The organism is Coprococcus eutactus (genome assembly GCF_025149915.1).
In the GTDB taxonomy this organism is placed as follows: Bacteria; Bacillota; Clostridia; order Lachnospirales; family Lachnospiraceae; genus Coprococcus; species Coprococcus eutactus.
On the sequence record NZ_CP102278.1, the window covers coordinates 1,630,103 to 1,653,603 of the forward strand.

Annotated in this window: 17 protein-coding genes; 2 read left to right on the top strand and 15 right to left on the bottom strand. The window is 42.2% G+C overall.

All coding sequences use genetic code 11. The features are described from left to right. Positions 1-111: 111 nt before the first annotated feature. Positions 112-3,747, bottom strand: coding sequence for a carbohydrate binding domain-containing protein (locus tag NQ536_RS07020; RefSeq protein WP_022058924.1), 3,636 nt, complete (start codon positions 3,745-3,747; stop codon positions 112-114). Positions 3,748-3,971: 224 nt separating this feature from the next. Between NQ536_RS07020 and NQ536_RS07025 the strand changes: the two genes are divergently transcribed. Then, entirely contained in the window at positions 3,972-4,730 is a 759-nt protein-coding gene (locus NQ536_RS07025) for a helix-turn-helix domain-containing protein (RefSeq protein WP_004852915.1), read from the top strand. Positions 4,731-4,863: 133 nt separating this feature from the next. Here the strand turns inward: NQ536_RS07025 and tpiA are convergent, their stop codons facing one another. From tpiA to gap, 3 genes are all read right to left on the bottom strand, one after another. Then, positions 4,864-5,616, bottom strand: coding sequence for a triose-phosphate isomerase (gene tpiA / locus NQ536_RS07030; RefSeq protein WP_004852916.1), 753 nt, complete (start codon positions 5,614-5,616; stop codon positions 4,864-4,866). 103 nt (positions 5,617-5,719) lie between these two features. After that, the gene (locus tag NQ536_RS07035; protein WP_004852918.1) at positions 5,720-6,934 is read right to left on the bottom strand and encodes a phosphoglycerate kinase; all 1,215 of its coding nucleotides are present in this window, start codon (positions 6,932-6,934) and stop codon (positions 5,720-5,722) included. A 214-nt stretch (positions 6,935-7,148) separates the two neighbouring features. After that, complete coding sequence (gene gap, locus NQ536_RS07040) at positions 7,149-8,186, bottom strand: type I glyceraldehyde-3-phosphate dehydrogenase (protein ID WP_004852921.1); 1,038 nt, start codon at positions 8,184-8,186, stop codon at positions 7,149-7,151. A gap of 334 nt (positions 8,187-8,520) precedes the next feature. Here gap and NQ536_RS07045 point away from each other — a divergent pair, with 334 nt between their 5' ends. After that, on the top strand, positions 8,521-9,342 hold the full coding sequence (locus tag NQ536_RS07045) for a histidinol-phosphatase HisJ family protein (protein ID WP_044998299.1): 822 nt from the start codon (positions 8,521-8,523) through the stop codon (positions 9,340-9,342). Here NQ536_RS07045 and mnmA read toward each other — a convergent pair whose 3' ends face one another. From mnmA to mreB, 11 genes are all read right to left on the bottom strand, one after another. After that, complete coding sequence (gene mnmA, locus NQ536_RS07050) at positions 9,343-10,434, bottom strand: tRNA 2-thiouridine(34) synthase MnmA (RefSeq protein WP_004852924.1); 1,092 nt, start codon at positions 10,432-10,434, stop codon at positions 9,343-9,345. A gap of 92 nt (positions 10,435-10,526) precedes the next feature. Then, positions 10,527-11,708, bottom strand: coding sequence for a cysteine desulfurase NifS (gene nifS, locus NQ536_RS07055; RefSeq protein WP_004852925.1), 1,182 nt, complete (start codon positions 11,706-11,708; stop codon positions 10,527-10,529). 161 nt (positions 11,709-11,869) lie between these two features. Continuing rightward, positions 11,870-13,357 carry an MATE family efflux transporter gene (locus tag NQ536_RS07060; protein ID WP_004852927.1) on the bottom strand — a complete coding sequence of 496 codons (1,488 nt, stop codon included), beginning with the start codon at positions 13,355-13,357 and terminating at the stop codon, positions 11,870-11,872. Between the two features lie 661 nt (positions 13,358-14,018). Then, on the bottom strand, positions 14,019-15,080 hold the full coding sequence (locus tag NQ536_RS07065) for an electron transfer flavoprotein subunit alpha/FixB family protein (protein ID WP_004852932.1): 1,062 nt from the start codon (positions 15,078-15,080) through the stop codon (positions 14,019-14,021). Between the two features lie 27 nt (positions 15,081-15,107). Continuing rightward, positions 15,108-15,893 carry an electron transfer flavoprotein subunit beta/FixA family protein gene (locus tag NQ536_RS07070; protein WP_004852933.1) on the bottom strand — a complete coding sequence of 262 codons (786 nt, stop codon included), beginning with the start codon at positions 15,891-15,893 and terminating at the stop codon, positions 15,108-15,110. 17 nt (positions 15,894-15,910) lie between these two features. Continuing rightward, positions 15,911-17,077: an acyl-CoA dehydrogenase gene (locus NQ536_RS07075; protein ID WP_004852934.1), complete on the bottom strand. Its 1,167-nt coding sequence runs from the start codon at positions 17,075-17,077 to the stop codon at positions 15,911-15,913. A gap of 42 nt (positions 17,078-17,119) precedes the next feature. Beyond that, the gene (locus NQ536_RS07080) at positions 17,120-17,992 is read right to left on the bottom strand and encodes a 3-hydroxyacyl-CoA dehydrogenase family protein (protein WP_004852936.1); all 873 of its coding nucleotides are present in this window, start codon (positions 17,990-17,992) and stop codon (positions 17,120-17,122) included. A gap of 240 nt (positions 17,993-18,232) precedes the next feature. Continuing rightward, positions 18,233-19,024 carry an enoyl-CoA hydratase-related protein gene (locus NQ536_RS07085; RefSeq protein ID WP_004852940.1) on the bottom strand — a complete coding sequence of 264 codons (792 nt, stop codon included), beginning with the start codon at positions 19,022-19,024 and terminating at the stop codon, positions 18,233-18,235. Between the two features lie 87 nt (positions 19,025-19,111). Continuing rightward, a complete protein-coding gene (locus tag NQ536_RS07090; RefSeq protein WP_044998303.1) occupies positions 19,112-20,296 on the bottom strand; it encodes an acetyl-CoA C-acetyltransferase in 1,185 nt (394 codons plus the stop codon). Positions 20,297-20,508: 212 nt separating this feature from the next. After that, a complete protein-coding gene (locus NQ536_RS07095; protein ID WP_004852942.1) occupies positions 20,509-22,500 on the bottom strand; it encodes a YgiQ family radical SAM protein in 1,992 nt (663 codons plus the stop codon). Between the two features lie 4 nt (positions 22,501-22,504). Then, the gene (gene mreB, locus NQ536_RS07100) at positions 22,505-23,497 is read right to left on the bottom strand and encodes a rod shape-determining protein (protein WP_004852944.1); all 993 of its coding nucleotides are present in this window, start codon (positions 23,495-23,497) and stop codon (positions 22,505-22,507) included. Positions 23,498-23,501: the final 4 nt, after the last annotated feature.

The following is a 23,501-nucleotide window of genomic DNA, read 5'->3' on the forward strand; positions in this document are numbered from 1 at the left end:
TGACTGTCAAATCATTTAAAAATTCACTAAAATCCTGCTATGGCCACAATGAAAAAGGCAGCGACGATTCGCCGCTGCCTAAGGGTATATATTATTTTTTAGGGGTCAAATTTAGTTTTTTACAAATGATACATTTGATATAGAAACTGTATGTGCTCCAAGTGTGTATCCTTCAACATATCCCATTGAGAAGAATAATCCGGCACCTGTATCAACAGTGATACCATCTGTGAAAACTTCTTCCTTAGGTGTAATTGTGAGTGTTACATCCTTAGCCTCACCAGCTGTAAGAACTACATCTTCACCGCCATGCCATGCATATCCGGCTGAAGGAGTCATAACAGCAACCTTCACAACTCTATCAACATCAGAAACCAATGTACATTTAAGCGTATATGACTCGCCCTGCTCAAGAGATAATCCCATCTGCTTAAGCTGGATGTTCCAGTCTGCCTCACCCACGTTTGCAACACTGTATGTGATCTTTCCATCTCCAGCCTCAAATGTGGCATCTCCAGGAGCAGTTACTGCATTTTCCCAACCAGCAAGGCTACCATCCTCACTCATCTCAAATTCTGAATTTGTGATAAGATTCTTGCCTACAGGCACATCTATCTCTGGAGCTGAAGTCTTTTCAAGGACAATATTGTCAATACAGATTCTATGCTGATCAGTAATTGCCGAACCATTTTCTCCGCCTGCACCAAGTGCAATATTGAAAATACTCTCTTCGTCTGTGTCACAGGCCATCTGGAATGTGTTTGAAACAGTCATATATTTCTGATCAGCCTGATCGTATGCATCAAGCTTTACTGTCTCCTGAACATATGGTGTCCAGTCCTCTGCACCTGTACTATCCTTATGCGTGCTTCCATCTCTCTGTATTGCGTACTGAACAGTTCTCGACACAGAGCTCTTTATATCAAATGAAAGCTTGTACCACTGACCTTTCTCAAGCTTGATATTATTCTGCTTGAGCTGTATCTTCCAGTTCTGATCACCAGAATTCTTTATTGTGAAATCAGCAGCATTGTTCTCCTTCTGGCTGTCCACAACAGCATCTGCATCCGCACTGCTGTCTATATACACATCATATCCAGCAAAATCTGCTGAAAAATCTCCATTGAGAAGAAGTGAATCCTGCATTATCTTCACATTGTCTAACAGAACTTCTCCGCTGTTACCAAAATCAATGCTGATTGAACTGTCAGTCACTTCTTCTCCAGTCTCAAACTTGTAAACATAATTCTTAATTCCTTTATCCAGAGTTACAGCAAACTTTGAATCTCCTGTAGTGATAATTATATTCTTTCCCTCAGTTGCACTCTCAGCGTCAAATTTAAGTACATACTTTGTATTTGGGGCATACGCAAGCTCATCCTGTGATAATATGAAGTTGCCATCTACACTTTCATCCAATGACTTGTATGAAAATCTTCTTCCGTCAGACAGACCTGTCACCTTATACTCAGCACCGCAATTGTTGCTGACTGTCCAATATCCAAGTCTTCCTGTTCCTTCCTGAAATTCTCCATTGTAAACAAGGTTTCCATCAGCGAGGATCGTCTTCTTGTCAACTATCTCAGTCTGATTTGTCTTTATCAGCTTTACATTTGTAATATGTACACCAGCCACGCTTCCCTGATTGCCGAAGTTGAATTCTATTCTTCCCTTATCATCAGATGAATCAGTCATCGTATACTCATACTCAAATGTCTGTTTCTCTGTTGTCATGTCAAATTTTGTATCCTTAAGATATCTTCCCCATGATCTGGTTGGCGCTGAGACATCAATTATGCCTGTTCTCGCCTCATCCGCCCACGCATCAAATGAAAGCTTGTATGTGGCACCTTTTTCTACAGGAATATCAGGCTGTACTAGCTGAATACTGTAATCAACTGTACCAGCATCAGCTGTATTTATGTTGATTGTATTGTTCTCGATGACCGCTGTTCCTTCGCCGCCATTCTGCGCCATAAAAATCCAGTTTTCTGCATCTCCCAGATCCTCGGTCTCACTAAAATCACCATTTATTACATAATTGCCATTTTCATCCGGATCACGAATTATAACTTCACGCTCTGGCTTTGTCACATTTTCATCATAAGAATCCTTCTGGTATACCCTTACATAATCAACATACAGACTTTCACTGTTGATATAATCTGCATCTGCGTCAGGATTTCCAGGCCAGTTGCCACCAACTGCAAGATTAAGTATCACGTAGAATGGCTGATCAAATGGTGCAGGATATGTAACAGTTCCCTTTCCTGCTGTCGTTGAATACCAGTCATTTTCCTCATGCATCTTAACTCCATCTACATACCATGTAATTTTTCCAGGCTCCCAGTCGCATGTAAATACATGATAGCTGTCCGCAAATGACTTTCCATTTGAAAGTGTATATTTTCCCTGTGACTCTGAATGCGGATTGCCATAGTGAATCGTTCCATAGGTTGTATATGTATTGTCTCCAAGAACCTCCATCACATCTATCTCACCACATCTAGGCCACTGTCCATACAGACTCTCATTTGTAGGCATCATCCATGCTGCAGGAAGATAGCCCTTACCTGTAGGAACCTTTGCTCTGAACTGTACTCTGCCATACTTGAAATCCTGCTTATTCTGTGTGTTTACTCTTCCTGATGTATATGATATGGAACCATCCTCATTTACTTTTTTCTTCGAGCTTATAATAAGTGTGCCATTCTTAACCTTTATATTATCTTCAGAATCAACATATGCCTGAAGCTCATTATTAACCCAGCCAGGCTCATGGAGTTCAACATTCCAAATATCACGGTTGAGCTCTGTTCCGTCAAATTCATCATGCCATAAGAGTTTATACCCCTGCGACTCGTATTTATTTTCTACAGTCACCTTCTTCTTTACAGTCACTTTACATGTTGCTTTCTTTCCTGAACCGTCAGCAGCTTTTGCTGTGATTGTAGCTGTACCTGGTGCTATAGCCTTCACAACGCCTTTTGCTGAAACCGTTGCAATCTTTTTATTGCTCGATGTCCAACTTAACGTCTTTCTGGTTGCCGATGCAGGAGCGACAGTAGCTGTAAGAGTTTTACTGCTTCCCTCTGTGATAGTGAGTGTTGCCGCTGAAAGCTTGATAGAAGTAACTGGCTGTTTTACTGTAATCTTACATCTTGCATATTTGCCACTTCCATCCATAGCCTTCGCAGTTATATATACTGTTCCAACCTTAACTGCTTTTACAACACCTTTCGAGGAAACTGTTGCTATTCTTTTATCTGATGATGACCACTGAATTCCCTTATATGTGGCATTTTTTGGAGCAATTGAAGCTTTTAACGTCCTGCTGGTTCCTTTAAACATATTCACAGCCTTTGCAGACAATTTAACAGCCTTCGTAGGAACCCCAACATAAACATTAAACTTGTACATTACCCTTGGGTTTGCAGCACTCTTTACTGCTACAACCGCTTTTCCTGATTTTACTGCTTTGACAACACCCTTGTTGTCTACTGTAACTATCTTCTTATTTGATGATACATATGTTACTTTTTTACTGATCTTACCTGTAACTACAACTCTAGGTTTCACCTGAAACTTTGTACCCTTTTTTAGTACAAGTTTATTTGTGACAAGATTTGTCACAGTTACAGACTTTACCGCAGCTTTTGATGTTCTAGCGCTAACGTCTGATGGACACAGAGTGATCAACATACAAACTACAAGCATCATAGCCACAAGCTGTTTTAACCTTCTCATAAAATACTCCTCTCCAAAAATAAAATGATAATATTTACGACGTCGCATCTTTATAAAGTATTTTGATAATAACATCTTATCCATTTGCCATATATCGTTTTATTGCTTTTTATATCGTTTACATGATATATTATAGAGGAGTTGTAAAGTAAGACTTTTATAAACTTTTGATAACATATAAATTTTTACCCTGACACAATTTACTAGAAAGGATTTATACACATATGAAATACTCAAAGGAAATATTCTACCAGGAATTTATAAGGCGCGAAGATTCAACCAACAGAGCGCCCTATAACCCTGAACTTGAATTTTACTCAATAATACAAAATGGAGATACAGAACTGGTTAAAGAATTGTGTAAAGCCTCACCACTTAAGGATAAAAAAGGACTCGGCTTACTATCTGAAAAACCGGTCAACAACATAAGATATCATTTTGTCATAACAACAGCCCTTGTTGCAAGATACTGTATTGAAGGTGGTCTCGATGTGGCAACTGCTTACAATCTCAGTGATTTTTATATAAAAAAGTCAGATACAATGAAGTCTGTGGAGGATATATCTGAATTACATGCGTTCATGTGCATCGACTATGCAAAAAAAATGCGAAACCTTAAGAAAAATTCCATATGCTCCAAACCGGTCGCAGAATGCATAGACTACATATACGATCATCTGCATACTAGGATCACTGTTGAACTTCTGGCAAAACGTGTCAATCTCACCCCGTCATACCTGTCAAGGCTGTTCAAAAAAGAGACCGGAGATAATATCGGACATTATATAAAAATGCTAAAACTTGATACTGCAAGGAACATGCTCATGTACTCTGATTATAGCCCTGCCCAGATAGCACAGACTCTCGCATTTCCAAGTCAGAGTTATTTTACCGAACAGTTCAAAATACATACTGGTCTAACACCTGCGAACTATAGAAATATAAATTTCAGGCAAACCCCATTTCATAAAAACAATAATTAGTTCCTGAAATATACCACCTTGTTTTTCTAAGCGTAAACAAAAGGGATTACCTTGTGATAAAGCACTTGATAATCCCTTTCAATATTCTATATCAGATTTAATCTAAAACTAATATATTTTGGCCTGTTTAAAATTACTTTCCGGCATTTACAACCTGACCGAAATCAGCCTTGAGTGAAGCACCGCCGATAAGACCACCGTCGATGTCTGGCTTTGCAAGGAGCTCAGCAGCGTTGCCAGCGTTCATAGAACCGCCGTACTGAATTCTTACTGCCTCAGCTGTATCTGTATCGTAGATCTCAGCGATGAGATCACGGATTCCCTTACATACTTCCTGTGCCTGATCTGATGTAGCTGTCTTACCTGTTCCGATAGCCCAGATTGGCTCGTAAGCGATAACCATTGACTTAACCTGATCTGCTGTTACGCCAGCGAGGTCTGACTTGATCTGGAGACGGATCCAGTCCATAGTAACACCGAGCTCTCTCTGCTCAAGTGACTCACCACAGCAAAGAATAGGTGTGATACCAGCCTCAAATGCCTTCTTAACCTTCTTGTTGAGAAGAACATCATCCTCCTTGAAGTAATCACGACGCTCTGAATGTCCGATGATAACGTACTTAACACCAGCATCTACAAGCATTGCTGCTGAGATCTCACCTGTGTAAGCTCCGCTCTCCTCGAAGTACATATTCTCTGCACCTACAGCTACGTTTGTTCCCTTTGTTGCCTCAACAACAGGTACGATATCGATAGCTGGTACACAATATACTACATCTACGTCATCATTCTTTACTAAGTCCTTTAACAGGTTAACAAGCTCAACAGCCTCGCTAGGAGTCTTGTTCATCTTCCAGTTACCTGCAATAATCTTCTTTCTTGCCATTGCAATCTACCTCTTATAATGTATTTTTTTGATGAACGCCGGACATGTCAGAGACTCTGCCGGCATCCACCGTTATAATCTTTATATCTATACGATATATAAATTACTTGTCGTTAGCTGCTGCTACACCTGGAAGCTCCTTACCCTCAAGGAACTCAAGTGAAGCTCCTCCACCTGTTGAGATGTGGCTCATCTTTGAACCGTAACCAAGCTGGTTAACAGCTGCTGCTGAATCTCCACCACCGATGATAGTTGTAGCGTCTGTGTCAGCAAGTGCTGCTGCAACTGCCTTTGTACCAGCTGCAAGTACAGGGTTCTCGAATACACCCATAGGTCCATTCCAAACAACTGTCTTAGCTGTCTTAACTGCGTCTGAGTAAAGCTTGATAGTCTTAGGTCCGATATCACAGCCTTCCTTGTCTGCAGGCATCTTGTCAGCGTCAAATATCTCTGTCTTGATGCTTGGATCGTCGATAGGATTAGGGAAATCCTCGATCATAACTGTATCAACTGGGAGAAGAAGCTTCTTGCCAAGGCTCTCTGCCTTTGCCATCATCTCCTTACAGTAATCGATCTTAGAATCATCTACAAGTGACTTACCGATCTCATATCCCTTAGCCTTAAGGAATGTGTAAGCCATACCACCACCGATGATAAGTGTATCACACTTCTCAAGAAGGTTTGAAATAACATTGAGCTTGTCAGCAACCTTAGCACCACCGAGGATAGCTACAAATGGTCTAACTGGGTTCTCTACTGCATTGCCAAGGAAGTCGATCTCCTTCTGCATTAAGTAACCAACTACTGCTGTGTCAACAAGTCCAGCAACACCAACGTTTGAGCAGTGAGCTCTGTGAGCTGTTCCGAATGCATCATTTACAAATACATCACAGATGCTTGCAAGATCCTTAGAGAAAGCCTCTCCGTTCTTTGTCTCCTCAGCTCTGAAACGAGTATTCTCAAGAAGGATAACCTCTCCGTCCTTCATAGCGTCAACTGCAGCCTTAACTGTATCGTCAACAACCTCAAGGCTTGGTACGAACTTAACTTCCTGTCCGAGGAGCTCTGTAAGTCTCTTAGCAACCGGTGCAAGAGTCTTAGTCTGCTTGTCCTCCTCTGTCTTAACCTTTCCAAGGTGTGAACAAAGGATAACCTTTCCACCATCAGCGATAAGCTTCTTGATAGTAGGAAGAGCTGCAACGAGTCTGTTCTCGTCTGTGATCTCTCCGTTCTTTAATGGTACATTGAAGTCGCATCTGCAAAGCACGCGCTTGCCCTTAACATTGATATCATCTACTGATTTCTTGTTTAATGACATTTCTAATTCCTCCTAAATAATGTTATAGAACAGAAAACTATAAGTTGTCCTCTGCCCAACTACCTACCCGCTCTTATGCGGGAACATAGAAACGCATAATTGCTTTCTACGAAGAAAAAAGGGCCCGGTCCTTGGAGACCGGACCCTCTATTAGGTCTAATAAATACTTTTAAATGAGCTTACATTATAAAAGCTAATTATAGCTTGAAATAACTTATGCTAACTCTGCGAAGTACTTGATTGTTCTAACCATCTGGCTTGTGTATGAGTTCTCATTGTCATACCATGAAACAACCTGAACCTCATATAAATCATCAGCGATCTTTGATACCATTGTCTGAGTTGAATCAAATAATGAACCATATCTCATACCGATAACATCTGATGAAACGATTGGATCTGTGTTGTAACCGAATGACTCTGAAGCAGCAGCCTTCATTGCAGCGTTGATTCCATCAACTGTTACATCAGCACCCTTAACAACTGCTGTAAGGATTGTTGTTGAACCTGTTGGAACTGGAACTCTCTGAGCTGATCCGATAAGCTTGCCATTTAACTCTGGGATAACAAGACCGATAGCCTTAGCAGCACCTGTTGAGTTAGGAACGATATTAGCAGCACCTGCTCTAGCTCTTCTTAAATCGCCCTTTCTGTGTGGTCCGTCAAGTATCATCTGATCGCCTGTGTAAGCGTGGATTGTTGACATGATACCAGACTGGATTGGAGCATAGTCATTAAGAGCCTTAGCCATTGGTGCAAGACAGTTAGTTGTACATGAAGCTGCTGAGATGATCTGATCATCAGCTGTTAATGTATCCTGGTTAACTGAGAATACGATAGTCTTAAGATCATTACCAGCTGGAGCTGAGATAACAACCTTCTTAGCACCTGCATTGATATGAGCCATTGACTTCTCCTTTGAGCAGTAGAAACCAGTACACTCAAGAACTACATCAACACCGATCTTACCCCAAGGAAGGTTGTTTGCATCTGCCTCCTTGTAGATTGTAAGAGTCTTTCCATCAACTGTGATTGTGTTAGCCTCATCATCAGCTGAAACTGTGTGAAGGTTCTCACCGATCTTGCCACAGTATCCACCCTGTGCTGTATCGTACTTGAGAAGATCTGCAAGCATTGAAGGCTTTGTTAAATCGTTGATTGCAACAACTTCATAACCCTCTGCACCGAACATCTGTCTGAATGCAAGACGACCAATACGTCCAAAACCGTTAATTGCTACTTTTACTGCCATTTTTTATTCCTCCTAGGTTTTTGAAATATAATAAAAGTATTTATCAATCTGCTACGCGGGAACGTAGCAAATAAATCGTGTTAAATACACAAGCTAATCATACATTCTTTAGGTATAAATTTCAAGCCTTAATCTCATTTTTTTAGTTATCATATATCCAAAATAGACAAATTTGTTTTAACAAATTATACTAATGGGCTGAGACTATAGAAAAAATGTTTCTACTACAATTTGATAATAATAAGATTACTCAACAGCTTTACTTTATATATTTTTTTCAGTGTTTTATGTTATAATATGAAACGCAATGATTATAAACGGAGGTATACAGAAAATGATCATCTGTGATTCGCATATACATTCGGAGTTCTCCAGCGACTCTTCCGCTCCACTGGACAGTATAATCCAGAAGGCAATACAACTTGGAATTCCAAAGATCTGTCTGACAGATCACCACGATATAGACTTTCCTATCAATCCGGAGGACGGTTTTGACTTCCAGCTTGATTTCGATTCGTACTTTGCTGCGATAGACGAAATACGACACAGATACGGAGATCGGATTGACGTGAGAAGCGGCGTGGAACTCGGTCTCATGAATACGGTTGCCGGCAAGGCAAGGGACATTGCTGATAAATACAAAAATGAACTGGACTTTATCATAGGATCATCACACCTTGTCAGGGGCCTCGACCCATACTATCCAGCTTACTATGAGGGACGTACAGAGATAGAAGGTATACGTGATTACTTTGAGTCCATTCTTGAGAATGTGACTCTGATAGATGACTTTGACGTATATGGTCATCTTGACTACGTAGTAAGATACTGCCCATCAGGCGAGAAGATCTTCAGGATGTCAGATTATAAGGAAGTATTTGAACAGATTTTCAAGGAAATCATCCCAAAGGGAAAAGGTATAGAGATCAATACTGGAAGTCTGTACAAGAATATGAGTTACGCACATCCTCATATGGATATCCTGAAACTCTACAAGGATATGGGTGGTGAGATCATCACAGTGGGATCTGATGCACACAAGCCCGAATATCTGTGCTATGATTTTGAGACATATGCAAGGGATGCCCTCACATCACTCGGTTACAGATATTACTGCACCTTCAAGAACAGAAAGCCGGAATTCAATCCGCTGTGATCAGCAGATACTTCCGCCGCCAAGCACATGGTCACACTCATAGAATACAACTGCCTGTCCCTTTGTCACAGCTCTGACCGGTTCGTCAAATACCGCCTCAACCAGATCTTCATCTATCTTCCTGATCGTGCACATGCTTCCCTTGTGGTTATATCTGATCTTCGCCTTGACATGCATAGGCTCTGTGAGATCCGCTATGGACATGAAGTTCAGTCTGTTGCATGTGAGCCTCTCTGAGAATACGTCTCCGTTCTCTCCTATCACAACCTGATTTGTCTCAGGTATGATGTCCACCACAAATACCGGATGTCCCATCGCAAGTCCAAGTCCTTTTCTCTGTCCTATGGTGTAGTGTATGATTCCCTTATGTCTTCCGATCACATTGCCATGTATGTCTACAAAATCTCCCGGAACCGCCTTAAGTCCTGCTTCGTTCTCAAGATAACCGGCGTAATCTCCATCTGGCACAAAGCATATATCCTGGCTGTCCGGCTTGTGAGCCACCATAAGTCCGTGATCCTCTGCGATCTTTCTGATCTCAGGTTTGCTGTATTCTCCAACTGGCATGAGAGTCCTGGCAAGCTGTTCCTGGGTGAGATTGTAGAGTGCATATGTCTGATCCTTATCTATTCCCCTGGCCTCCTGGAGAGTATACCTGCCGTTTGGGAGCTGGATTATTCTTGCATAATGACCTGTGGCTATATAATCACCACCAATCGCCATGCATCTTGTGAGCAGCGATTCCCATTTTACATATCTGTTGCAGGCGATACATGGATTCGGGGTTCTGCCATGCTTATACTCGTCCACAAAATAGTCTATTACGTACTTCTTAAATTCTTCCTTGAAGTTCATAACGTAATACGGAATATCGAGCTGCGACGCCACACGTCTGGCATCGTCAACTGCTGACAGCCCGCAGCATCCAGCATGGGCACTCACCACGTCCCTGTCCTCGTCCTGCCATATCTGCATGGTAACTCCTATTACATTGTAGCCCTGCTCCTTGAGCAAAAGTGCGGCAACCGACGAATCAACTCCGCCCGACATACCTACACATACTGTCTTCTTATCTGTATCAATCAACTTCATTTCCTCTTTATAATAAATAATAACTGTAGTATATTTTTATTTTAATGCTATCTTTTATCCTGCATTATGTTCAAGAGCATGTATTTTGCAAATTATTTATTTCTACTGACAAAATCCTGATATGCAGGTGACATCTTTCTGAGATTTTCCACAATCCTCTTGAGATTATCTACCACAGCATCTGCCTCGTCCATGGTATTCTCATATCCAAGTGTAAGTCTAACAGCACCATGTGATATCTCCTTCGGAAGACCGATAGCTGTCAGTACATGTGATGGATCAACAGAACCTGATGTGCATGCAGAGCCTGCAGAAGCGCATATTCCCACCATATCAAGCATGATAAGGATCGTTTCTCCTTCAACAAACTGAAAGCTCACATTCACATTGTTAGGAAGTCGGTCTTTCTCATGTCCATTCAGCCTTGAATATGGTATCTCCGACAAGATTCTATGAATCATATGATCTCTTATGTCTGTCTCCCATTTCATTCTATCTTCCATAGATAGAACCGCAAGCTCGGCAGCCTTGCCCATTCCAACGATTCCCGGTACATTCTCAGTTCCAGCACGACGCCCACGCTCCTGCTGGCCTCCATGTATAAAGCTTCCAAGCTTTATTCCACTCCGTATATACAGAAATCCGATTCCCTTTGGACCATTAAGCTTATGACCGCTGCTGCTGAGCAAATCTATATTCATGGCATTTACATCAAGCGGAATCTGTCCATACGCCTGAACTGCATCCGTGTGAAACAGAATTCCATGTTCATGTGCTATGGCTCCAATTCTGCTGATTGGCTCTATGGTTCCTATCTCATTGTTGGCTGCCATAACAGATATCAATATTGTGTCTGGTCTTATGGCTGCTTTCAGCTTATCCGTATTCACCAGCCCCTTTTCGTCCACGTCAAGGTATGTCACATCAAAACCCAGCTTCTCCAGATACCGGCATGTGTGAAGAATGGCATGGTGTTCTATCCTGGTTGTGATTATATGCTTTCCCTTATCCTGGAAGGCTTCAACAACGGACTTAAGAGCCCAGTTGTCCGACTCAGAGCCTCCCCCGGTGAAGTAGATCTCCTCAGGCTTCGCCCCAAGGGAATCGGCAATTATATCCCTTGCCACATTTATTACGTCCTTATTTTTGGACGCAAATGTATACACGCCTGAGGGATTTCCATATTTTTCTGTAAAGTAAGGCAGCATGGCATCGAGCACTTCAGGTCTCACCGCCGTTGTTGCCGCATGATCCATATATATCATTTTTCCCATATCCGCTCTCTTTCCATTTCTTTTCTGCCATCTATTTGCGACAAATGCAAAACTGCGTTCATCATATGAAAACTATACTACTATATAGTATTCTATCACAATACAAATGCCACGCGCTATGTCTATATTATTGCATTTCCTCCGTATATCATTCTCTTATTTTACTCTATCTGTCCTCTTTCCAAAGGTTTTACTATCTTTTTATACACTCTTAGAAGAAGAAATGTTGATATAATTACGCTGAAGATTTCTGCAATAGGGAACGCCGTCCACACGCCATTCACACTGTTCATTGCCTTTGAAAGGAAATACGCTACAGGAAGTATGACAAAGAGCTGTCTCGCCATGGACACTATCATACTGTATACACCCTTTCCAACGGCCTGGAACATTCCAGAACATGTTACTGAAAATCCCGCAAATATAAACGCTGTGCTCATGATCCTGACAGCAGGGATTCCCATGGACAGCATATCATCTGTGGCATCAAATATCTTGAGTATCTGTCCAGGGAATGCCTGCATGATAACAAGGCAGAACAGCATAATGGAACAGCCCACCATAACTCCCAGCTTCATAGTTCTCTTCATCCTGTCCGGTCTTTGCGCTCCATAGTTGTATGAAATTATCGGTATCATCCCGTTATTTAATCCGAACACAGGCATAAACGCCATACTCTGAACCTTGAAGTAAGCTCCAAATACAGCAACTGCCAACTTGGAGAACGAAAACAGTATAAGATTCAGAAAATAATTCATCACAGAACCTATTGCAACCATGATAACCGACGGCACGCCAACGCCGAGTATCTTGCCAATTATCTCTCCATGTGGTCTGAATTTCCTCAGAGTGATATGGAGATCCGGATTCTTCTTGATATTGAAGATCATAGCCAAAGTTCCAGCTATGCACTGACCACATACTGTCGCGATGGCCGCCCCCTTAACACCCATCCTAGGGCATCCAAGGAGTCCAAATATCATGATAGGATCAAGTATAAGATTGATGACAGCACCAAGTATCTGAGTTATCATACTGTACATTGTACGACCTGTGGACTGCAAGAGTCTCTCAAATGTCATCTGGAAAGCTATACCAAAAGCACAGCAGCAGCACACCTCTAGATATTCCGTTCCGTACTGGATAACCTGCGCATCACCTGTCTGGCTCACCATAAATGTTCTTGCAAAAAATAGTCCTATTATCAGAAATATCACATATCCTATCGCCTCAAGGAATATTCCCTGTCTGGCAACCTCATTTGCCCTGTCAAACTTCTTCTCACCAAGGGCCTTAGATATAAACGCATTAAAACCGACTCCCAGTCCCGAGAAAACCCCTATCATCAGATTCTGTATCGGGAATGCAGTGGACACAGCAGTAAGACCATCCATGCTGAACCTTGATACAAACACACTATCTACAACATTATACATAGCCTGGAACAACATGGATATTATCATAGGCAACGACATGGACATCAGAAGCTTTCCCTCTGACATCACGCCCATCTTATTCTCTCTGTTCTCGCCAGCGGACGGCTTTCCAGTAGCAGACATTGTTTTATTATCAGATATTATTTTTTTATCAGATGTTTTCCTGCTATCAGCTGATTTTACGTTATCAATAACGCTATCTTTCTCTTTCATATGTACCTCTCTTCTGCATGTTCTACTACTGTGCATACCGTACTTACTGTACCTGCCATTTGTGTTTATCCTCATTTGCACTTGCTTTCGCATGTACTGTACCTATCTTCACATGCATACTCTCTTTATCTACTATATTCAAACTAATTAATATTACATTATTTTTGTATTATTTACAATACACTTGTATTGGATTCCCAATTTCTGATTGTAACAGAATTGCAGATTTTTGTTTTTTATTTTTGCCTTTTTATTTTTTAGAGCACAAAATTGTACCCAAATCCAAAATATAATGCAAAAAGATACAAACTTACATGATATTGTCACATTTCCTATGAAACTGATTAAAAAGAGATAATTTTGTGGAAAATACGCCTAAAACTAACCAAAATACAAAAACAAGCCATTATTGTTAGCTATGTAATCTACTCTCCAAAAAATTCCATGGCAAAATCTTCCACATCAAAATCTTCCACGTCAAAAAGTCCCCCTCTTGAACATCAAATCCAAGAGGGGGACTTTATAATTTACGCGAGCAACGAGCCAAAGTCCGTGCTTGCACGAGACCTTGGCGACTGCCGCGATAACTTGAGAAACTCGCGAAGCGTTTTTCTCATAGTTGATAATTTCAAAATTATCTATATAGCAAACAGCCTGTTAATTACTTGTTAGCAAGCTCTGCCTTGATAGCCTCTGTAAGAGCTGGAACGATCTTGTTGAGATCTCCAACTACACCATAGTCAGCTACATCAAAGATAGGAGCATCCTCATCCTTGTTGATAGCAACGATGATGTCTGACTCTTCCATACCAGCTACGTGCTGGATAGCACCTGAAATACCGATTGCGAAGTATACCTGTGGACGTACTGTCTTACCAGTCTGACCAACCTGAAGCTCCTTTGGCTTCCAGCCTGAATCAACAACTGCACGTGAGCATGATACCTGTCCGCCAAGTACCTCTGCAAGATCATCAAGGAGCTTGAAGTTCTCTGCTGAGCCAACTCCACGACCACCTGAAACAAGGATCTTAGCATCCATGATATCCTTGATATCTGAGATAGCCTTTGAGATCTCAAGGATCTCAACATACTTGTTGTTTGGTACGAATCCTGGATTATACTCGATAACCTCTGCCTTCTTACCAGCTACCTTGTCAAGCTTCTGCATAACACCTGGACGAACTGTTGCCATCTGTGGACGGTTGTCAGGACATGCGATTGTAGCAATTGTGTTACCACCGAATGCAGGACGTGTCATAAGAAGCTGATTGTGCTTCTGCTCCTGATTTGGAAGTGCAACAAGAGGGAAATCACCGATCTCAAGTAATGTACAGTCTGCTGTAAGACCTGTAGCAACTCTAGCTGAAACTGTTGGACCAAGATCTCTACCGATTGCTGTAGCACCAACTAAAACGATCTCTGGCTTGTACTCATTGATAACTGATGCAAGTGCGTGTGCATATGGCTCTGTTCTGTAATCCTTGAGCTCTGGATCGTCAACAACGATAACTCTGTCTGCGCCGTACTCTGCAAGCTCATCTACAAGACCCTTAACATCTGAACCGATAAGTACTGCAGTTACCTTCTCATCAAGCTTTTCTGCAAGTCTCTTTCCTTCGCCGATAAGCTCGAAAGAAATACCACTTAACTTATTATCTACCTGCTGTGCAAAGACAAATACGCCTTTGTAGTTCTTCATTTCTTCTGCGTTCATTGCGCCCATTTTATTCACCACTTTTCCTTTACTATATTAGATTACATGCTTATCCTTTAACTTGCCAACAATATAGCTAACTGCCTCATCTGGAGAATCAGGAACAACCTTCTCGCCTGCGCCCTTTCTTACCTTATCTGAAGCCTTAGCAATCTTTGTAGGTGAGCCCTTAAGACCGAGGTTTGAATCATCAACATCAACAAGGTCTGCTCTGCCAAGTGTTGTGATCTCTGCATTAACTGCATCGAAGATTCCACCCGGAGTCATGTATCTTGGCTCATTTAACTCAGAAAGTGCTGTTACAAGGCAAGGCATCTTAGCCTTTAACATATGATATCCGTCATCATACTGACGCTTAACGATAACTGCGTCTCCGTCAACCTTGATCTCCTGTGCATATGAAATTACAGGAATTCCAAGATGCTCAGCGATCTGTGGTCCAACCTGAGCAGTATCTCCATCGATAGCCTGACGACCTGTGATGATCAGATCGTAATCAAGCTTTCTGAGAGCTCCGGCAATTGTTGTTGATGTAGCCCATGTATCAGCTCCACCAAGTACACGATCTGTTACAAGAACGCCCTTGTCAGCTCCCATAGCAATTGCCTCCTGAAGAACATCAGCAGCCTTTGGAAGACCCATTGTAAGAACTGTTACCTCTGCACCATACTGATCCTTTAATCTAAGTGCAGCCTCAAGTCCTGCCTTATCATCAGGGTTCATGATTGTAAGCATTGCTGCTCTGTTTAATGTACCGTCTGGGTTGAACTGTACTCCACCCTTTGTATCAGGTACCTGCTTTATACAAACTATAACCTTCACGTTAAGTACCTCCTATATTACTTTAATAAGTTTGCAGAAATAACCATACGCTGAACCTCTGAAGTTCCCTCGTAGATCTCTGTAATCTTAGCATCACGCATCATACGCTCAACATCGTACTCCTTGATGTAACCGTAACCACCGTGTAACTGAACACACTTTGTAGTAACTTCCATAGCAACCTCAGCTGCGTAAAGCTTAGCCATAGCTGCCTCTACTGAGTAAGAAACCTTAGCACCGCTCTGGTACTCATCCTTCTTTCTTGCTGCCTTGTATACGAGAAGCTTAGCTGCCTCGATCTTTGTTGCAAGATCTGCAAGAACGAACTGTGTATTCTGGAACTGAGCGATTGATCTGCCGAACTGCTTTCTCTCCTTAACATAGTTAACTGTTGTCTCGAGAGCGCCCTCTGCAATACCGAGAGCCTGAGCAGCGATACCGATACGTCCACCGTCAAGTGTATGCATAGCGATATTGAATCCCTTACCCTTCTGTCCAAGAAGTGCATCCTTTGGAATACGGCAGTCTGTGAAGATAAGCTCATATGTTGAAGAACCACAGATACCCATCTTGTTCTCCTTTGTACCGAATGTAAATCCAGGTGTACCCTTCTCTACGATGAATGCAGATATCTCCTTCATCTTTCTGCCACGCTTCTCAACGATACCAGTAACGGCGATGACGATATATACGTCAGCCTCTTTACCGTTTGTGATGAAGCACTTTGATCCGTTAAGTACCCACTCGTCTCCGTCAAGTACAGCCTTTGTCTGCTGTCCCTGAGCATCTGTACCAGCACCTGGCTCAGTAAGACCGAAAGCACCAAGCTTTCTGCCTGAAGCAAGATCAGGAACATACTTCTCTTTCTGAGCTGGTGTACCAAATGTTACGATAGGATCAACACAGAGTGATGTGTGTGCTGATACGATAACACCTGTAGTACCGCAAACCTTTGAAAGCTCCTCAACGCACATAGCATATGTGAGAATATCACAGCCCTGTCCGCCTAACTCCTTAGAAACAGGAATTCCTAAGAAACCATACTTTGCCATCTTCTCAACTGTCTCTCTAGGAAATCTGTGCTGTTCGTCAATTTCCTGAGCAAGAGGCTTTACTTCATTCTGCGCGAACTCTCTGAATAAATTCTGCGCCATTTCATACTTCTTGTCTAAAGCGAAATCCATTCTAATTATTCCTCCATAAATATATTATATTACTTAGCACTATTACTGAGCATCAACTGGTGTCTTTGTACGATCAGCATTGTATATATAGAATCCTCTGCCGCTCTTAACACCGAGATTGCCACCACGTACCATCTTACGAAGTAATGGACATGCACGATACTTGCTGTCACCTGTCTCATTGTACAGAACATCCATGATTGCAAGACAGATATCAAGACCTACGAAATCACCTAACTCAAGTGGTCCCATTGGATGGTTAGCACCGAGCTTCATAGCTGCATCAATACCAGCTATATCTGATACACCTTCCATCTTGATGAATGCAGCTTCGTTGATCATTGGGATGAGGATTCTGTTTACTACGAATCCAGCAGCCTCGTTAACCTGTACAGGAGTCTTACCGATCTCCTCTGAGATCTTAACGATCTTCTCTACAGTCTCAGCTGGTGTATTAACACCTGCGATAACCTCGATAAGCTTCATTCTGTCAGCTGGATTAAAGAAATGCATACCGATCATAGGACGTGTAAGACCATTTCCAATCTCTGTGATAGAAAGTGATGATGTGTTTGAAGCGAATACACACTCTGGCTTGCAGATCTTGTCAAGCTCAGCAAATGTTGTCTTCTTTACTTCCATGTTCTCGAAAGCAGCCTCAACGATAAGGTCGCAGTCTGCACATAAGTCTTCCTTAAGACCTGGAGTGATGCTGGCAAGAATACCATCAACCTTCTCCTGTGTCATCTTTCCTTTTTCTACGAGTCTTGCATAACCCTTAGCGATCTTGTCCTTACCGCCTTCAGCCCACTCCTGCTTGATATCGCAGAGTGCAACCTCGTATCCGTCAACCTGAGCAAATGCCTTAGCAATGCCCTGACCCATGGTTCCTGCACCAATTACGCCAACCTTCATTTTTATGTCCTCCTAAATCTTTTTTTCCGGTAAACATGAGAAATTCATATACGTTTCGTTTAACATGCTACCATAATACTTATATCACACATTTAGGATGGTTTACCTTTATCAGATTCCCCACCCTGTTGAACACCAGCCATACAAAATTTACCTACGGCAAATGGCTGGTGCTACATGTCAGTTTTTCACAGAAAAACTGACACATATTCTAAATGTTAATATCAGAACTGTTAATTATTACTTATTCTGGAAAGGAACAACCTTAAGCTTCTTCTCCTTGTCTTTCTCAAGGAAATTGCCCATTCCTGCCTTCTGATCCTCTGTCTCGAAACAGTCACCAAAAAGCTTCTCCTCAATAACAATTGCCTGATCCATATCTACCTGTAAGCCATCATTAATAGCCTTCTTGCAGTTTCTTACTGCAATAGGAGCGTTTGCTGCGATTCCGGCTGCCATCTTCTTAGCTGCTGGAAGGAGCTCCTCAAGTGGATAAACAGCATTCACAAGACCGATTCTGTATGCCTCGTCTGCCTTGATGTTTCTTGCTGTGTAGATAAGCTGCTTAGCCATGCCTGCACCTACAAGACGTGCAAGTCTCTGTGTTCCGCCAAAACCAGGTGTGATTCCAAGACCAGCCTCCGGCTGACCAAATATTGCATTCTCTGAGCAGATTCTGATGTCACAGCTCATTGATATCTCGCATCCGCCGCCAAGAGCGAATCCGTTCACTGCTGCGATAACTGGGATAGGAAATGTCTCGATAGCTCTAAACACATCGTTACCCTTCTTGCCGAAGGCCTCTCCCTCTGCCTTTGTGAGTGTTGACATCTCACCTATATCAGCTCCGGCAACAAATGACTTCTCGCCGGCACCTGTAAGAATAAGACATCTTGTTGTATCAAGATCAACTGCCTTGAATGTAGCATCAAGCTCCTCAAGGACTGCACTATTGAGTGCGTTCAGAGCCTTTGGACGGTTGATTGTGATAATTCCTACGTATCCATCCTGTTCGTATGTTACAAACTCCATGATGTATCTCCTTTTTATACTGATTTACAGAAGCTGGCTGCATGGAATGTAGTCAGCTCCGTTTTGAATTATATATATCGCTTTGAATTAGTCCTCGATCTTAACGACTGTTGAGCAACCCATTCCACCACCGATACAGAGAGTAGCAAGACCTGTCTTAGCACCCTTTGCCTGCATCTCATGAAGAAGTGTAACAAGGATACGACATCCTGAAGCTCCAACTGGATGTCCAAGAGCGATAGCACCACCGTTAGGGTTAACCTGCTTGTCAACATCAAATCCAAGCTCCTTAGCAACTGCTACTGACTGTGCAGCAAATGCTTCGTTTGCCTCGATAACATCGAAGTCCTCAATCTTGAGACCAGTCTTAGCCATAACCTTCTTGGTTGAAGCTACAGGTCCAATACCCATGATTGAAGGATCAACTCCGCCAAGTGCTCCAGCTACCCATGTAGCCATAGGCTTAACGCCAAGCTCCTTAGCCTTCTCCTCACTCATAACAACGATAGCTGCTGCACCATCATTGATACCTGAAGCGTTACCAGCTGTAACAAATCCGTTAGGATTGATTGTTCTGAGTCTTGAAAGTGTCTCAACTGTAGTACCAGGTCTTGGTCCCTCATCCTTCTTGAACTCAACCATCTCTTTCTTCTTCTTTACCATAACTGGAACGATCTCAGCATCAAATGCACCTGACTCCTGAGCTGCAACAGCCTTCTGCTGGCTCTTTGCTGCAAACTCATCAATCTCCTCACGTGTAAGACCCCACTGCTCACAGATATTGTCAGCTGTCTTGATCATGTGATAGTCATTGAACGCATCCCAGAGAGCATCATTTACCATTGTATCCACAAGTACACCATTGTTCATTCTGTAACCGAAACGGCCCTTCATCATAGCATAAGGAGCCATAGACATATTCTCCATACCACCTGCAACTACGATATCAGCATCTCCTGCCTCGATCATCTGTGCAGCCATGTTGACACAGTTAAGACCTGAACCACAGACAACGTTAACTGTAACAGCAGTTGTCTCGATTGGAAGTCCAGCCTTTATTGAAGCCTGACGTGCTACATTCTGTCCCTGACCAGCCTGGATAACACATCCCATGTATACGTGGTCTACCTGATCTGCAGGAACTCCTGCTCTGTTGATAGCCTCCTTGATAACGATTGAACCAAGCTCTGCAGCTGGTGTTGTGCTGAGTGATCCACCCATTGTTCCGATAGCTGTACGACATGCGCCTGCTAAAACAATCTTCTTTGCCATTTTCAAATCCTCCATTTTAAAAAATATTGTTTAAAAATTTTAGTGTGACATAAGACTACATATATAATAAATCTTTTTGATCGCCATATATTGTATATTCACGTTGTTCACCCAAAACAGTACACGACAATCTAAAGGTTCACACAATCTGCCATAATTCTAGCACAAAAGCATGTACCACGCAACCAAAAATGAATATCACCATTTACTGCTTATTTTCTTTTATGCCTTTTGTTTTCACCCACAGATCTGACATTATCTTTAATTTTTTTGTTTTTTTGAGGTGCCTCTTTATAATTTTTGTTGTTTGTATTATTTTTCCTTGTATTATTCGAACATACGCAATTTCTACTCTGATTTCTACCCTTGGAAGGTCTATGTTCATGTCCTGAACTGTTTTCCATTTTTCTAGGCCTTATCAGACATTTTTTATCAAAGCCTATAAGATCCTGTCTTCCAGCTTTTATGAGTGCCTCTTTTACAAGGTCATAATTCTCAGGCTTTCTATACATCATGAGTGCTTTCTGCATTGCTTTCTCATGCGGATTATGCGGCACGTATACCGGCTGCATCGTACGCGGATCGACTCCAGTATAATACATACATGTAGAAATGGTCGATGGTGTTGGATAAAAGTCCTGTACCTGTTCCGGCATATACCCTATATCCCGCACATACTCCGCAAGCTCCACTGCTTCTTTAAGCGTAGAGCCAGGATGCGACGACATCAGATAAGGCACGACAAACTGTTTTTTGCCTGTACGCGCATTCACCTTCTGGTATCTGGCTATGAAACTCTCATATACACTATTCTTCGGTTTTCCCATCATCTTCAGAACATTGTCTGACACATGCTCTGGGGCAACCCTGAGTTGTCCACTTATATGCTTCTCACAGAGTTCTTTCAAAAACTCATCACTGCTATCTGCCATTACATAATCAAATCGGATTCCCGATCTTATAAACACCTTTTTCACGCCAGGAATAGCCTCAAGTTTTCTAAGAAGTTCAATGTAATCTTTGTGATCAACCTTCAGATTCCTACACGGTTCTGGGAAAAGGCATTGTTTATTTGTACACACGCCATATCTATCCTGTTTTGCACATGACTTATGTCTGAAATTCGCCGTTGGACCTCCTACATCATGTATATACCCTTTGAAATCTGGATCGTGCGTCATCTGCTCAGCCTCCCTTATCAAGGATTCATGACTTCTAGTCTGGATGATTCTTCCCTGATGAAATGTAAGTGCGCAGAAACTACAGCCTCCAAAACAGCCTCTATTGCTCGTCAGACTGAATTTGATCTCCGAGATTGCAGGAATCCCACCTTTTGACTCGTATATGGGATGATAGTTATTCATGTAAGGAAGATCGTACACATCATCCATCTCCATCTGTGTAAGTGGGTAAGCAGGTGGATTCTGCACCACATATCCTCTGTTACCATACCCTTCAACTAGTGTCTTTGCAGAGTATGGATCCGTATTTATATACTGTGTATAAAAGCTTCTGGCGTACTCCAGTCTGTCTCGTGTAAGGCTGTCATAATCCGGAAGCAATATAGCATCCTCCGAAACACCTGATATATCCTTGGTCCTATAGCAGGTTCCCCTCACATATGTGATATCACTGACATTGATGCCACTGTCAAGAGCCTCAGCTATCTCTATCATACTGTGTTCGCCCATTCCATATGACAGAATATCAGCAGAGGAATCCACAAGTATGGAATGTTTAAGTTTGTCAGACCAATAATCATAGTGAGCCATTCTTCTGAGGCTGGCCTCGATACCACCTATTATGATCGGTACATCCTTGTATGTTCTTCTGATAAGATTACAATACACGGTTGTTGCATAATCAGGTCTGAGTCCCATTTCTCCGCCTGGTGAATATGCATCTTTCTGTCTTCTCTTTTTTGATACGGAGTAGTGGTTGACCATAGAATCCATGTTTCCTCCGCACACCAAAAAACCCAGTCTTGGCTTTCCAAAAACATCAATGCTTTTGTCGTTTTTCCAATCAGGCTGGGCTATTATACACACTTTATATCCATATCTTTCCAGTAATCTGCTTATGATAGCCGGACCAAATGATGGATGGTCAACATAGGCATCACCTATGACAAATACAAAGTCTGCCTCTGACCATCCTCTTTTCTCCATATCATCCCTACAGATCGGCAAAAAATCTTTTTCCATAAGTTTATTCGTCTTTCTTTTCGTTTATGACCACCGACATTCCAGCGCCGAGCGCAACAGCCTCAAGTGCCTTCTCAGAAACGTATGCTTCTATGCCGGTTCTCTCCTTTATGAGAGTGTCCATGCCGTATATCAGACTCCCGCCTCCGGTGAGAACTATACCCGACACAGCAATATCAGCCACCAGCTCAGGCGGTGCAGTCTCAAGAACATTGTGGATTGCTCCAAGGATATGATTTGTTGTCTCCTCAAAGGCTGCCACCGTTTCGTTTGCCGTTATGGTTACCGCCTTAGGAAGTCCCTTTATCAAGTCACGTCCCTTTATCACATATTCTATATCATCCTCACGTTCTATAACAGAACCTATAGCTATCTTTGCTTTCTCGGCAGACTGATCGCCAATAAGCAGATTATACTTTCTTCTGACATACCTGACCAAAGCGTTGTCAAAATCATCACCGGCGTACTTGATGGAACTGCTCTCCACCGCGCCTCCAAGTGATATAACTGCTATATCAGTGGTTCCTCCACCTATATCTACAACCATGCTGCCCTTAGCTTCATGAATATCAACATTTGCTCCAACAGCCGCAGCAAGAGGTTCTTCCATAACGTAGACCGTCTTTGCTCCTGTCTTATATACAGCCTCTTCAACCGCCCTTCTCTGCACCTCGGTTACACCGCTTGGAACGCAAACACATATACGAGGTCTCCCCACACCTGATCTCTTCTCCATGGCACTTCTAATAAATGCCTTGAGCATAATCTCCGCAATCGTATAATCGGATATGACTCCCTTGTTGAGCGGTCTAACAACATCTATATTCTCCGGCGTCTTACCTATCATCTTCTTGGCTTTTATCCCTATCGCTATTACCTTTTTCGTGGAGACTTCATATGCGACAACGGATGGCTGATTAACAACAACCCCCTTGCCTCTGACGCTTATCAATACATTTGATGTTCCTAAATCTACTCCTATATCAGTCGAAAGCATACAA

Excerpts from the sequence above, each read along its gene's own strand:
- nifS (WP_004852925.1), bottom strand. The coding sequence starts at position 11,708 with ATGGGAAAAATGATATATATGGATCATGCGGCAACAACGGCGGTGAGA.
- NQ536_RS07025 (WP_004852915.1), top strand. The coding sequence starts at position 3,972 with ATGAAATACTCAAAGGAAATATTCTACCAGGAATTTATAAGGCGCGAA.
- NQ536_RS07035 (WP_004852918.1), bottom strand. The coding sequence starts at position 6,934 with ATGTCATTAAACAAGAAATCAGTAGATGATATCAATGTTAAGGGCAAG.
- NQ536_RS07020 (WP_022058924.1), bottom strand. The coding sequence starts at position 3,747 with ATGAGAAGGTTAAAACAGCTTGTGGCTATGATGCTTGTAGTTTGTATG.
- NQ536_RS07065 (WP_004852932.1), bottom strand. The coding sequence starts at position 15,080 with ATGGGCGCAATGAACGCAGAAGAAATGAAGAACTACAAAGGCGTATTT.
- gap (WP_004852921.1), bottom strand. The coding sequence starts at position 8,186 with ATGGCAGTAAAAGTAGCAATTAACGGTTTTGGACGTATTGGTCGTCTT.
- NQ536_RS07080 (WP_004852936.1), bottom strand. The coding sequence starts at position 17,992 with ATGAAGGTTGGCGTAATTGGTGCAGGAACCATGGGTCAGGGCATTGCT.
- mreB (WP_004852944.1), bottom strand. The coding sequence starts at position 23,497 with ATGCTTTCGACTGATATAGGAGTAGATTTAGGAACATCAAATGTATTG.
- NQ536_RS07090 (WP_044998303.1), bottom strand. The coding sequence starts at position 20,296 with ATGGCAAAGAAGATTGTTTTAGCAGGCGCATGTCGTACAGCTATCGGA.
- NQ536_RS07085 (WP_004852940.1), bottom strand. The coding sequence starts at position 19,024 with ATGGAGTTTGTAACATACGAACAGGATGGATACGTAGGAATTATCACA.
- mnmA (WP_004852924.1), bottom strand. The coding sequence starts at position 10,434 with ATGAAGTTGATTGATACAGATAAGAAGACAGTATGTGTAGGTATGTCG.
- NQ536_RS07075 (WP_004852934.1), bottom strand. The coding sequence starts at position 17,077 with ATGGATTTCGCTTTAGACAAGAAGTATGAAATGGCGCAGAATTTATTC.
- NQ536_RS07045 (WP_044998299.1), top strand. The coding sequence starts at position 8,521 with ATGATCATCTGTGATTCGCATATACATTCGGAGTTCTCCAGCGACTCT.
- NQ536_RS07095 (WP_004852942.1), bottom strand. The coding sequence starts at position 22,500 with ATGGAAAAAGATTTTTTGCCGATCTGTAGGGATGATATGGAGAAAAGA.
- tpiA (WP_004852916.1), bottom strand. The coding sequence starts at position 5,616 with ATGGCAAGAAAGAAGATTATTGCAGGTAACTGGAAGATGAACAAGACT.
- NQ536_RS07060 (WP_004852927.1), bottom strand. The coding sequence starts at position 13,357 with ATGAAAGAGAAAGATAGCGTTATTGATAACGTAAAATCAGCTGATAGC.